This window comes from Streptomyces sp. NPDC093094, assembly GCF_044754345.1.
In the GTDB taxonomy this organism is placed as follows: Bacteria; Actinomycetota; Actinomycetes; order Streptomycetales; family Streptomycetaceae; genus Streptomyces.
The window spans coordinates 22,833-35,738 of the sequence record NZ_JBIVOX010000040.1; the positions used below are offsets into that span (position 1 = coordinate 22,833).

Annotated in this window: 10 protein-coding genes; 8 read left to right on the top strand and 2 right to left on the bottom strand. The window is 70.4% G+C overall.

Annotated elements, in window-relative coordinates; genetic code table 11:
- Positions 1 to 124 precede the first annotated feature (124 nt).
- From ACIQGV_RS39405 to ACIQGV_RS39420, 4 genes are all read left to right on the top strand, one after another.
- Complete coding sequence (locus tag ACIQGV_RS39405; RefSeq protein WP_402504261.1) at positions 125 to 703, top strand: NADPH-dependent FMN reductase; 579 nt, start codon at positions 125 to 127, stop codon at positions 701 to 703.
- Between the two features lie 43 nt (positions 704 to 746).
- Positions 747 to 1,391 carry a nuclear transport factor 2 family protein gene (locus ACIQGV_RS39410; protein ID WP_402504264.1) on the top strand — a complete coding sequence of 215 codons (645 nt, stop codon included), beginning with the start codon at positions 747 to 749 and terminating at the stop codon, positions 1,389 to 1,391.
- A 126-nt stretch (positions 1,392 to 1,517) separates the two neighbouring features.
- Positions 1,518 to 2,045, top strand: coding sequence for a hypothetical protein (locus ACIQGV_RS39415; protein WP_402504267.1), 528 nt, complete (start codon positions 1,518 to 1,520; stop codon positions 2,043 to 2,045).
- Positions 2,046 to 2,188: 143 nt separating this feature from the next.
- Positions 2,189 to 2,890, top strand: coding sequence for an SDR family NAD(P)-dependent oxidoreductase (locus ACIQGV_RS39420; RefSeq protein ID WP_402504269.1), 702 nt, complete (start codon positions 2,189 to 2,191; stop codon positions 2,888 to 2,890).
- On the opposite strand, the gene ACIQGV_RS39425 is transcribed toward ACIQGV_RS39420, so the two are convergent.
- Positions 2,877 to 3,755 carry an amidohydrolase family protein gene (locus ACIQGV_RS39425; protein ID WP_402504272.1) on the bottom strand — a complete coding sequence of 293 codons (879 nt, stop codon included), beginning with the start codon at positions 3,753 to 3,755 and terminating at the stop codon, positions 2,877 to 2,879. The two genes, ACIQGV_RS39420 and ACIQGV_RS39425, sit on opposite strands and share 14 nt — an antisense overlap.
- Before the next feature lie 297 nt (positions 3,756 to 4,052).
- On the opposite strand from ACIQGV_RS39425, the gene ACIQGV_RS39430 reads away from it, so the two are divergent.
- The 3 genes from ACIQGV_RS39430 to ACIQGV_RS39440 all read left to right on the top strand — a co-directional run bounded on the left by ACIQGV_RS39430 (position 4,053) and on the right by ACIQGV_RS39440 (position 10,493).
- Positions 4,053 to 6,422 (top strand): SpoIIE family protein phosphatase, encoded by a 2,370-nt coding sequence (locus tag ACIQGV_RS39430; RefSeq protein WP_402504275.1) that lies wholly within the window; start codon positions 4,053 to 4,055, stop codon positions 6,420 to 6,422.
- Between the two features lie 535 nt (positions 6,423 to 6,957).
- On the top strand, positions 6,958 to 8,250 hold the full coding sequence (locus ACIQGV_RS39435; protein ID WP_402504278.1) for an MFS transporter: 1,293 nt from the start codon (positions 6,958 to 6,960) through the stop codon (positions 8,248 to 8,250).
- A gap of 1,871 nt (positions 8,251 to 10,121) precedes the next feature.
- Positions 10,122 to 10,493, top strand: coding sequence for a hypothetical protein (locus ACIQGV_RS39440; protein WP_402504280.1), 372 nt, complete (start codon positions 10,122 to 10,124; stop codon positions 10,491 to 10,493).
- Between the two features lie 570 nt (positions 10,494 to 11,063).
- On the opposite strand, the gene ACIQGV_RS39445 is transcribed toward ACIQGV_RS39440, so the two are convergent.
- The gene (locus ACIQGV_RS39445; RefSeq protein WP_402504282.1) at positions 11,064 to 11,528 is read right to left on the bottom strand and encodes a hypothetical protein; all 465 of its coding nucleotides are present in this window, start codon (positions 11,526 to 11,528) and stop codon (positions 11,064 to 11,066) included.
- A 257-nt stretch (positions 11,529 to 11,785) separates the two neighbouring features.
- On the opposite strand from ACIQGV_RS39445, the gene ACIQGV_RS39450 reads away from it, so the two are divergent.
- A complete protein-coding gene (locus tag ACIQGV_RS39450; protein ID WP_402504284.1) occupies positions 11,786 to 12,136 on the top strand; it encodes a hypothetical protein in 351 nt (116 codons plus the stop codon).
- Positions 12,137 to 12,906 lie beyond the last annotated feature (770 nt).

Consider the following 12,906-nt stretch of genomic DNA (forward strand, 5'->3'; position numbering starts at 1 on the left):
TCTCCCGCACAGGTGGCCTCCGGTGTGCCGCACCCGGCCGGCCCGCTCGCGTCGAACCGCCGGCCGCCCGCGCAGCCGGTCACCCAGGGACCCTCACGCCCCCTGCCGAACCGTAAGGAACACCATGCCGAGCACCACCCGCCCCGTTCTGCAGATCCACATCGGCAGCACCCGGCCCAACCGGATAGCTCCCGCCTTCACCGACTGGTTCGCCCAGGTCGCCGAGCAGCACGCCACGTTCGAGATCGAGGTGATCGACCTCGCCGAGGTGGGTCTGCCGCTGCTGGACGAGCCCAACCACCCGCGGCTGCGGCAGTACACCCGGCAGCACACCCGCGACTGGAGCGCGACGGTGGACCGCGCCGACGCGTTCGTGATGGTGACCCCGGAGTACAACTACGGGTACAGCGCGGTCACGAAGAACGCGCTGGACTACCTCTGCCACGAGTGGGCGGACAAGGCCGTCGGTTTCGTCAGCTACGGCGGCGTGGGCGCGGGCACCCGGGCGGTGCAGCAGCTCAAGCAGGTCGTGACCACGCTGCGGATGGTGCCGGTGCTGGAGTCGGTCAACATCCCCTTCGCCATGCACAAGGTCACCGCCGAGGGCAAGGCGGAGACGGACGCCGGCCTGGACCAGGCCGCGGTGCTCATGCTCGACGAACTGGCCCGGCTGACGCGCAAGCTGCGTCCCGCGGCCGTCTGACCCCGAGAGAACGCCGTCCGACCCCTGGAGCAAGGAGCAGCGCATGGGAACCGTGCAGGAAGGCACCGCCCCGCGCGGGGCGAACAGCGCCGGCAGCGGCGGTGACGTCGCCCTGGTGACACAGGTCGTCCTGGCCGAACGCCAGGGGCGCGACCGCGGCTGGTGGGACCTGATGGCGGACCAGTACTGGCCGGACTCGACGGTCCGGCTGAGCTGGTACGACGGTGACGGCGCCGGCTTCGTGGCGGGGTCCAGGGCGATGGCCGAGCGCGGCGCCGTGGCCCTCCATCACATGTCCGCGCCGGTCGTCCACGTACGCGGCACCAAGGCGTACGTCGAGGCGTCCACGGCCATGCGGTTCCAGGTCGAGGCGGACGGGGTGACGGGCGACCTCGTCTCCCGCACCCGGCTCAACTACCGCCTGGAACGACGGGACGACGTCTGGAGGATCCTCTCGCTGGACGCCGTGTACGAGTACTGCACCCTCACCCCCTCGGTGCCCGGCCAGAGCATCGTGGTGCCGCCGCAGGAACTGGCCGGGTACCGGCCGAGCTATGCGGTGCTCGCGTGGAACATCGCGCGCGAGGGGCGTTCCCCCGCCCCCGACGAACTCGGCGACGACCGGCCCGAGGAACTGGCCGCGTTCTACGCCTCGATCTGGGAGTGGCTGGACGCCGACCGGCCGTGACGGATGCGGTGGAAGGCCCAACGTCCCTTCCTGGCAACGTCGTTCCCAGGAAGGGACGTAGCTGGTGCGGGTGTCCGGTGCGGGACACACTCGGCGCGGCTCACTTCACATCGGACAAGAGGAACCATGCTTTCACCCACCCGCGAGATCCTCGGCCTGCGGACGCTCGCCGTGCTCCCGCCCGTTCTGTTCACTCCGACACTGGTCTCCTTCGCGGTCGCTCCGGGGACGGTGGGGGTCGAGTACACGGGCATCCTGTTCCACCTGGCCGTCATGTTCGTCGTCGCCCGCCTTCCCGCCCCCGAGTGGGCGAGGGCCGCGGGCTACGGATGGCTCACCCTCGACGTCCTGTCCGCGGTGATGACGATCAACGAGGTGCTTCACGACATCGCCTGGGCTGTGCGGCTGGGCGGGCACGTGATGGCCGGCATGTGGTTCATCACCACGTCCCTGCTGGCCGCGCCTCGCGGCGTCCGTGTCGTCGGGGTGGTCCTCGGCTCCTGGCTGGCCCTCTACAGCTTCCTCGGCAACGTCCTGCCGCAGGAGGCCCTGTACCCGGGGGGCCTTCTGGTGCCCGTGTGGTTCCTCCTGCTGGCCTGGAGGCACGACGCGGTGCGGGCGGACGCCCCCACCGCCGCCCCGCGGGCGGCGTGAACCGGGGGACTTCGGTCCGGGCACCCTGATGAAGCCCGGACCGAAGCCCCTCACCGTTTCGCGCGGGACGGCCGCCTGGTACTCCCGTTACCAGGATGAGGCGTCTCTGGTCCGTCCCCCGGGCCCGGGGCACAGTCGGTCCCATGACCATCTCCCTGATCACCGGCGCCAACAAGGGCCTGGGTTACGAGACCGCCCGAGGGCTCCTCGCCGCGGGCCACACCGTCTACCTCGCGGCGCGCAACGCGGACAACGCGCAACGCGCCGCGAAGGAACTGGGCGGGCTCCCGCTCGTCCTGGACGTCACCGACGACGCCTCCGTGCACGCCGCCGCCGTGCACGTCGCCGAGGAACACGGTGTGCTGGACGTCCTCGTCAACAACGCGGGCATCAACGGCGGAGGGCCCAGGCCGCTCGCCGACTGCACCGCGGCCGACATGGCCGGCGTCCTGGACACCAACGTCCTCGGCATCGTCCGCGTCCTGCACGCCTTCCTCCCGCTGCTCGAACTCAGCGACCACGGCAATGTGGTCAACGTCGGCAGCGGCCTCGGTTCCTTCGGGCGTGTCCATGACCCGGAGCGCGCCGAGTCCCGGGTGCCGGACCTGCTGCCGTACCCGGTCTCCAAAGCGGCCGTCTCCATGCTGACCGTGCAGTACGCCCGCGCCTACCCGGACCTGCGCATCAACGTCGTGGACCCCGGCCCGACCGCCACCGACCTCAACAGGTTCCAGGGCTTCCAGACCGTCGAGCAGGGCGCCGCCCCCATCGTCGCGGCGGCACTCCTCGGCCCGGAGGGCCCCACGGGAGCCTTCCTCGACGGCGCGGGCGTCAGCCCCTGGTGACCCGCCCGGCGGGTCGGCCGGCGGGGACGTGCTCGACCCCGCCGACCCGGACCCGCCGGATGCTGCGGGTGGCGGCGATGTCGGCGAGCGGGTCGCCGTCGATCAGGACGAGATCGGCCCGGTGGCCGGGCCGGACGACCCCGCGGTCCCGAAGCCCGAACGACTGCGCGGGCAGTGACGTGGCGGCCCTCAGGGCTTCCGCCGGAGTGAGCCCCGCCTGGACGAGGAGGTCCAGCTCATGGTGAAGACCGACGCCGTACGCCGACTGTACGGGGATGCCGGGGGTGCAGTTCGCGTCCGTCCCCGCGAGGATGCGCGCGCCCGCCCGGTGCAGGGCGGCGGCACTGCCCTCGGCGGCCGCGTGGTCCGTACCGGGGACACCGAGGGCGGCGAACCCTTCCATCATGGTCGGCGTGGGCACGGCGACGTGCCCGCCCGAGGCGAAGCGCGCCGCGAGGGCGTCGGGCAGCGGGCTGTCGAGCGGGACGTGACGGACCATGTCGACCCCGGCGGTCAGCGCGCGGTCCGCCGCGACGGCGGTGCTCGCACGGGCCATGACGAGCCTGCCGCGCGTGTGGGCCGCCGCGGTCAGCGCCTCGACCGTCTCCTGGCTCGGACCGGACTCGTCCACGATGATCTTGATGTGGTCGGATCCCTCGGCGATCCGGTTGCGGACGAACCGACCGGCCTGCTCCGGTCCCGTCAGGACCGCGTCCGCCGGGAACGCGGGCAGGTGACTCTGCGGGCTGCCGGGGGCGACGGCCGGGGTGCCCGCACTGCGGATGTCCGTCAGCACACCGGCGACGGTGACCGCCGCCGCGGCGGTCCTGAGGAAGTCACGCCGATTGCCGTCGTCGAAGCACATCGTGGGATGAACTCGGGCCTGCGGGCCGGCGGAAGACATCGGCGGACGCGGCCTCGGCGGCCCGGCCACAAGGGCCGTGCGGCGGACGCGGCCTCGGCGGCCCGGCCACAAGGGCCGTGCGGTACGTCGGAACGTAGTCGGTATATGCGATAACGGCAACCCTTCGGGGCGATCTCGCCCCGAAGGGATCCGCTACGGCCGTCCCGGCCGGGGAACCCGGAGGGGACCTGGCCGGGCGCAGGCTCCGCCACGGGGACATGATGGGATCGTCTGCCCGGTGAGAGGCGGTGGGACGGCATGAGCGAACGTGCTGCGCCCGGCGGTGGCCCGCTGGCGGACGCCGCCGCCGCGCTGATCGACCGCCGGGGTGTCGTGATCGGCTGGTCCCGCGCCGCGGAGACCCTGCTGGAACGGCCGGCCGCGCGGGTGCTGGGCCGCTCCGTCCTGCGGCTGACGGCCGGACCCCCTCCCGTCGGCGGTGGCGGTGTGCCGTCGTACGACGGCACGGTCGACCTGGTCGACGGATCCGGCCGGACGGTCCCCGTGTGCTACCGGGCCGTCCCTCTGGAGGGCACGGGGCAGACCCTGGTCCTGGCGGTGGCGGCCGAGCGCGTGTCGGAGACGGACCGGGCCGAGGCCCTGTCGCGGGCCCTGCTCGCGCAGGACCGCATCGGGCTGGTCTTCCGGGACAGGGACCTGGAGGTCGTGCGGACCAACCTGGGGCGCGGCACGTTCCCGGGACCGCCCCTGCCCGCCGGTACCAGGCTCTCCGACGTGATGAGCCCGCCCGACGCCGCCTCCACGGAGGCCGACCTGCGCCGGGTGCTGAAGACCGGCGAGTCCTTCGCCGCGCACGAGCACCGGGTCAGGGCGGCACAACCGCCTTACGGAGACTGGGCGTTGTCCGTGTCCGCCGTACGGACGGAGGACCCGCAGGGACGACCCACGGGTGTCGCCGTCCTGCTCACCGACGCCACGGAACACTGGCACGCCCGGCGCCGGGCCGAACTGCGCCATCGCGCGGCCGCGGGCATCGGGGGCACGCTCGACATCGGCCACACGGCCCAGGAGATCGCCGACGCGCTGGTGCCGGACTTCGCCGACCTGGCCTGGGTCGATCTCGCCGACGCCGTACTGACGGGTGACGAACCGCCGAAGACCTTCGGAGGCGGCGACCTGCATCTGCGCCGGACCGCGGTCCGCAGTGCGAAGGGCCCGTGGCCCGCCGAACTGGTCCAGCCGGGCGAGGTCATACCGCCTCTTCCCGATGTGCCCCTGGTGCGGTCACTCCAGGAGGGCCGCACGATCGTGGTGGACCGGGCCGCACTTCTGCGGGGCGCGGGCGATTCGCCGCACATAGGGCGGGCGGCCCCCGACGGCGGTCACTCGTTCGCCGTGGCCCCGCTCTTCGCGCGCGGCCTCGTCCTCGGCGTGGTCGCCGTCTGGCGCACGGACCAGGCCGAACCGTTCGACGACGAGGACGCGGCCGTGCTCACCCAGGTCGCCGCGCACTCCGCCCTGGGTGTGGACAACGCCCGCCGCTACACCCGCGAGCACCGGGCCGCCGTGACCCTCCAGCGGCGTCTGCTGCCGCAGGCTTCCACCTCCACACGTGTGATGCGGACCGCCGGGCTGTACGAGCCGGCGGCGGGCGGTGCCGAGATCGGGGGCGACTGGTTCGACGCCATCGAACTCCCGTCGCTGCGGACCGCGCTCGTCGTCGGAGACGTGGTCGGGCACGGTCTCCACGCCACCGCCACCATGGGGCGGCTGCGCACGGCCGTCCAGACGCTGGCGGATCTGGAACTGTCGCCCGACGAACTCCTCACGCACCTCGACGGCCTGGTGGCCCGTCTGGCCGGCGAGGCCGGTCCGGCGCAGCGGGACATGGTCGGTGCCACCTGTCTGGTGGCGGTGCACGACCCGGTCACCGCGCGCTGCACGATGGCCGCGGCGGGTCATCCGCCGCCCCTCATGGCCCTGCCCGGCGGCGTTGTGCAGCCGGTCGGGGTGCGGCCGGGCCCGCCCCTCGGTGTGGGCGGCCTGCCGTTCGAGACGACCACGGTCGACATGCCCGCGGGCAGTGTCCTCGCCCTGTACACCGACGGCCTGCTGCAGCGCTACGGGGCGGACGCCGGCCGTTTCGCCGACGACCTCGCGGAGCGTCTGGGGCGGTGCCGGCAGTCCGGGGACGACCTTCCGTCGCTGGCCCAGGCACTCATGAAGGTCTCCGGCGGGCGTCCGTACCGGGACGACGCGGCCCTTCTGCTCGCGTTTCCTTCGGTGCTGGAGGAGGACGCCGTCGCCTCCTGGGAGTTCCCCGCGGATCCGGCGGCGGTCGCCTCGGCCCGTGAGGCGGCGACGGGCAAGCTCGCCGACTGGGGACTGGACGGCAACTCCTTCGTGACGGAGCTGGTGGTGAGCGAGCTCGTCACCAACGCCGTGCGGTACGCGGGCGGGCCGGTGGGACTGAGGCTGATCCGCGACGACGTCCTCTTCTGCGAGGTCACCGATCCCAGCAACACCCAGCCCCGGATGCGCCGTGCCCGCACCACCGACGAGGGCGGCCGCGGGCTGTTCCTGATCGCCCAGCTCAGCCGCAGGTGGGGGAGCAGATACGGGCCGAGCGGGAAGACCATCTGGGTTGAGCAGGAGCTGTCGGCCTGAGGTGCCGGTCGCCGCGGTGAGCCGCATGAGGGGCACCCTTCCGCCATGAAAAAGAATTCAGCATGATGATTATTTTGATACTGCACGGGTGAGGTGCAGGTCAAGGACCGCGACCGCCTCACGCAGCGAAAGACCTCGCCCGGCACGGGCATTGACATCGGTCGGTACCGACCCCCAGCATCACTGCCAGTTCCTGCGGCGTCGTCGCCGGAGGACGGGACACCCACCCGTCCGCCGCGCACCGCACCGCCGGACGAGCCGTCCACGACGCCCAGCGACGCGTCCGTGACGACGAACGCCGTTGTGTGCCACGCACTCCGGCGCTCTCGGGCATGAACCCGCACGCAGTCCCGCCACCCCGGGCGTCCCCCGCCCGCGGGGAGCACCTGCGCTGCGGCGGCGACCCCATCCCATTTTCGCCCCGCGCGGCCGGACAGCGACGCCGCTCCCGCGATCCGCCCGATCGCGCGCGTCCTCTCGTCCCCGGCACCGCCGTGGCCTTCCACCAGTGCACTTCCCCATGAGGAGTACGGACATGAACTCCACCCCCGTCGCGTCCAGAAGCGGACCCCGCCCCGGCCCCGCGGTGGCTCTCGGGCTCGTCATCCTGTGCATCGAGGGTTACGACCTCTTCATCCTGGGCGCGGTCGGCCCGTCCCTGCTGGCCCATCCCGACTGGGACGTCACCAAGTCGACGCTGGGACTGCTGGGCAGCCTCACCGCGCTCGGCATGCCCCTGGGCTCCATAGCGGCCGGCTGGGCCGGAGACGCCTTCGGACGCCGCCTCCCCATGGCCGTCAGCCTGGCCTGGCTGTCGGTGTGCATGCTGCTGAGCGCCGTGGCCGGCGACCTCTCCCTGTTCGCCGCGACCCGCTTCCTCACCGGCATGGGCATCGGCGCGCTCATCCCGCTCGTCACCGCCTACGTCAGCGAAGCCGCCACCCCCGCCCGTCACTCCCTCCACGTCGGCACCGCCACGACCGGCCTCGCGATCGGCGGCATCATCACCGGTGTCGTGGGCCGGACCCTGCTCCCCGCATGGGACTTCCGCACGCTCTTCCTCTTCGGCGTCGTCCCCCTGCTGCTCGTTCCCGTCGTGTACCGCATGGTGCCCGCGGTGGCCCAGGACCGGCAGGCCCGTACCCCGCTCACCGACGGACCGGCGGCGGACGCACCGGCACGGGACGGGAACGCGGGCCGGCTGCGCCGGTTGCTCGGACCGGGGTACCGCCGCTCCACCCTGCTGTTCTGGGCGGCCACGTTCAGCGGTCTCGTCATCGTCTACGGCGCCAGCACCTGGCTGCCCGCCCTGATGGTCGACGCGGGCTACGACCTGGGCTCCTCCCTGGAGTTCTCCATCGCCTTCAACGCCGGAGCCGTCGTCGGCACCGTCGGGGCCGCCCTGATCGCCGACCGCGGTGCCCTGAAGACCGCCACGCTGACCGGCTTCGGCCTCGCCGCCGTCGCGATGATCGTCCTGAGCACCCCGCAGCCCCGCCCCCTGCTGCTCCTGGCCTCCGCCGTCGCCGGTTTCGGCGCTCTCGGGACCCAGGCACTCGTCAACATCTTCGTCGCCCACTCCCACCCCGCGGACCTGCGGGGCACCGCGCTCGGGTTCAGCCTCGGCGTGGGCCGGGTCGGCGCCATCGCGGGCCCCAGCTATCTGGCCGCCGTCACCGTGCTGATCGACTCCTCCAAGGCCGGGTTCTACGCCTTCGTGGTCCCCGCGGTCCTCGGCGCGGTGCTGATCGGCCTGCTGAGGCCGGGCCGGCGCGGCACCGCCGCCGAGCGGCCCGGCACGGCCTCGAAGGCCCCGGCCGCCTCGTAGCCGAAGCGGCCCGGCCGGTACCGGCGGTGCCCGCGACCCACCGGGTCGCGGGCACCGCCCGTGCGTCACGGACGCCCGGCGGCGACCGGCACGGCTGACGCGCACGGCACGTGGCCCCGCGCGGGACCGGGCATGCCGGTACGGCGCGTGCCGGATGCCACGCGCCGTACCGGGCCGGCACCGCCTCAGGCGAGGCGGGGGAACAGGCGTGTCGCGTTGGTGCGCTCCACGCCGGTCAGCTGTCCGGGACCGAACCCCTCGAAGCCCGTGAGGCTGTCGACGGTGCGGCCCACCGTCGCCTCGGGAGCGGCCGGCCAGTCGGTGCCGAAGAAGTGCTCGACCGCCTGGACCAGGGCGCCGCCGAGCAGCTCCGCGTGGCGGCTGAGGTGTTGCTCTCCGGGACGAGCGGGGTGCTGCCGCCGTAGCCCGGCCGGTCGAGGGCCACGACCTGATGGCCGTGGGCGGTGGCGATGCCGAGGAACGACCCGTCGGCGCCGCCCGCGACGTCGAAGTAGTGCGCCGTGTACGTGCCGCCGTGCAGGGCGACGATCAGCGGCTTGCCGCTCGGTGCGGCGGGAGCCGCGGTGAGAGCGGTTGGAGAACTCTCGGACCGACCTGGGACTTCGATACCGGTTAGGTGGCGGGCAACGCGACCGTAGGACACCCTCGTTGACCGTGGCTGACCGCTGAATCCGGCACGGTCGTGGCACGAACCTCAGCCGACGACAGTCAGCCACGATGGCAGGTGCGCTGTCCGACCACGCACGCGTATGCCTCGCTGCACCCTCATCGCCCTCAGCCACGCTACGGGGGCCTGTCGTCGATCAGAGCAAGCGGACACAGCCGGCCCGTGCCGACGGCCGGAGCCCTCAGTTTAAGAATCACGTGCTTTGGAGGCTCGGTTGCGGGCCTGACAGCCTGGACGGACGTCATGCACAGCTGGCAAGGGCGAAGCTGGGTTACCCGCGACCTTCCAGGGAAAGACCTTGGGTGCATCTCAGTGAGTCGGAGGGGGCTGCTCATGAGCGATACATCACGGGCGCGGCACGACAGAAGAGAGTCGGGGCCGCCGCCCGAGCGCGGCTCCGATCGCTTCAGCGATGGTCCCCCCGATCCCCTCGCCTCGCTGCTGGCCAAGGTGAACAAGGGGGAACACATCTCGACTCCCGGAGACAATGCGGGCGCCGAAGAGCGTGATCCTCATGACGAGGAATGGCGGGAACATGATCGGCACGGCCCTTATGCGCAGGGTCGTCGTCGGAGGAACTGACGCCCAGGGCGGAGGCCCCGTCTGCAGCAGCGCGAGCGGGCCTAGGCGTCAGGGCTACTCACGCGGGTGGGAACAAGCTCACCTGCGGCCAGACCGAGCAACAGGGCGCACGACTTCTTCGTCCCGAAGCAACTTGGGTGGAGCTGCCTGCTTGGGCCGGCTCGGCTCTCAGCTGCGCTGACGGTCCGCTGACGTCCGTACTCGTCCGCCGTTGTCCGTCAGCGTTGTCACGCAGTTAGGCACTCAGCACGCTTCAGACACCTCCGAGATCAGGGCACCTTGACGACGGCTCTCATCCGCTCGGACATGCGACTGACACGGCATGTCCGTAGAGAGGGAACCCGCTGGCCCACTGGATCGCCAGCGGGTAGCCGATCAAAGCTGACAGTAAAGTCGTCCCGGTAACGAACCGATCGACAGGGGGGCCATGTCGGGGCAACTGTTCACGTTGATAGGCGTGCTCGTTGGTGCCGCAGCGTCCTACGTGGGCGGAGCCCTCATGGAAAGGTCGCGCTGGCGTCGCCAACTCTCGACGCGATGGGATGAACGTCGTCTGGAGTCCTACCTCCGGTACGCAGACGCGATCAAGAGATTCACGTCCTTGGCGGGGCGCCTGGCTGCAGGCAAAGGGCTGTTTGATCTTCCCCAGCCGCTCGCACAGGAAGCTGGCTTGACGATGTTGGCTGACGCCGAACTGGAGCGGGGCTACGCGTTCGAGGCCGTCCTCCTCATGGGGGACGCTGAAACCATCTCGGCCGCCAGGGCGCTGCAGCGCCATGCCTGGGTGCTGGAGAAGTTCGCTCGTGACCAGCGTTCGGGAACACCGGAGGACTGGACGCGGGCTTTCAGACAGTTCCAGGAGAAACGTGACATGTTCTACCTCACCGCTCGAAAGAGCTTGGGCGTAACCGCAGAGTTTCGCCTGCGGTCCGAGGACCCCGCCGTCCTGGGGGCAGACCCGCGGCAGTTGTAGCAGTCGGCGGAGTCGCAAGGGGCAAGTGATGATCTGTCTTCTTGCCCTGGGTCTTGCCAGAGATCTTGGCGAGCTGGGTTTTCCCTGTTCAGGGACTGTGGGCTCGTCCGCCTGATGGTGGTCGTTGGTCGTTGCTGGCCGCTGTTGAGCGTCCTCGGACGGCCCGGAGACGGCCCAACTCCGCCACACTCACTGACGGCCGGCGCCCTTGCTGCGCCCTGTCTGAACCTCGGCCGATGACAGCCAGCCACGACGGCGGGTGCGCAGACTGACCACGCACGCGTGTGCCTCGCTACACCCCCACCGGCCTTAGCCACGCTGCCAATGCCGTCGACCAGAGTCAGCCCCGATGGCCAGGTCGCTACGACGGTGCTGAGCCATCAGCTTGGGAAGCTGCGAGCGTCGAGGGCCTGTCGTTGACGCTGACCTGCTTGAACGGCAGGTTCGTAACCTCTGCGGGCTCGACTGCTTTCACCGTGATTCCCCGCTGTTCCCCGCTCGATCTGGTGCGCTTGTGGTGCGGTCACCGTCGGCGTGGGGGCTCTACGAACCGGCGCGTCTGTACGTGCCTCAAAGGTGTTGCTTGGCTGCTCTGACCAGTCGGCTGATGTCGTCACGGGTCCGTACCCTGGCATCGTCGAGTTCTGTTCTGCTGTCTGTTTTGGACAGGGTCGTAACGTCTGCGAGCACGTCCTCCGCGGCCTGGCTCAGCGTCTCGTCATCGGTGAGCATCTGTGCCCGGAACAGTGCCTCTTGGGCGTTGGAGCGCAGGTCGTAGGCGCGGATCCGCACCGTGTCGGGGTCCTCCGGTGGTGGCTGTTCATGCTCGCAGAACCAGAGGTGAACCAGGCAGCGGCGGTAGTTGACCAATGCGCCGGCGTAGGCGGAGAAGGCATCGAGGCGTTCCTGTCGCAGCTTCTCCTGGCGGGTGAACTGGTGGCTCCTGTCGGCCGTGCGCTGCTGGAACGCCAGGGTGATCCCCGAACCGAGCAGCGTACCCAGGACGGCTATGCCGCTGGCGATGATGGTCTCCACATCCCAAGCTGATCACGCATCGCCGTCCTTCAAGGGCCGTATCCCAACTCCGATGCCAACACGCTTTCCAACTGTGGTGGTGGCCTTGATCGACTCGGCCGGGGCTGTTCACCTGCGTTCATGGTCGGCCGGTAGCAGTGACGGCTACGGCCTTAGCTCTCGCCTGAACGGTCGCGAACGGCGCTGAATGAGCCGGAAACTGAGACGGGCCCAGCGGAAGGCATGCCTTGTCAGACCCTTGGCGGAGGATCTCCGACATGGGATACGAACTTCACATGACGCGGGCATCGGACGTGATGGACAGCGAGGAGCGCCCGATCACCTTCGAGGAGTGGGTCGCGTTCGCCCATCAGTGTCCTTTGCTCCGCGAAGACGGGTACCTCGACCTCGTCGACATCGGCCGGCAAGCGATGTTCACCTGGATCAGTCCGGCAGGCGGTGCTGTCGGTTTTCACTGGTACGAGGGACGGGTAACTCTGTCCGGTGCGTGCGCTCCTGACGTCGACAGGACAGCCCTGGCCGACCTTGCAGCAGAGCTGTCGGCGAACCTCATCGGCGATGACGGCGAGCACTACACGGGAACCTTCGGCGCGGGAGATGAGCACTGAGCTTGGGAAGCTTGGGTCTTGTAGGGCCGATTACCTCAATGACCTGCGGCGGAAGTGCCTTCCAGCCTCGGTGGCTCTGCGGTCTGGTCCACGCTGTTCCCCGTGAGTCCCCGCTGGATCTGGCATGCGAATGGCACGACTCTCGGCCCTTCGCATCGAAGCCCGCCTGGGGCTGGGAGATGGCTGGCCTTCATCCCGCTGTGGCCACCTAACCTGCCGAGTCAACAGGCGGTGTTCCTGCGGCGGGTGGCAACTCGCGGATGTCTTCCAAGGCCTGGCCAAAGCTCTTGCAGAACTCTGTGAAGCTCCACTGGGCGCCGGGAGCTGGTGCAAACGAAGCGAACGATCCGACGCGCTCGCCACCCATGGCTATGTCCAAGGTGCCGTGCTCGCTGATGCGTGCACTCGGACACTCACGGAGCTCTTGGGCGAACATGGGTCTGGTCTGCCTCCCCTGTCCCAACCACGCGCCCCAGTAGATGGTCCGGTCGGTGAGGAAGAGGACGCCATCCTGAGGTCCGTCCCACAGGTTCCGCGCGGGCGAACTGGCTATCTTACGTTCCCCGGGCTCAAGCACGGGCTCAATGCTCTGCCAGTACGCCGCCTGCGCTTTCTCGTATCGCCGTTGTGCCCACCGTCTCAACATGGCACTAGCCCCCTCCCTCAAGTGCGCCCTGAACCGTTCCGGGTTCGGTAGAGATCTCAGATGTTGGTTGTGACCTGGGGTTTCGTGGTTGCGAGGTAGTGGTTGTTCTCGTATTCGATGGGCG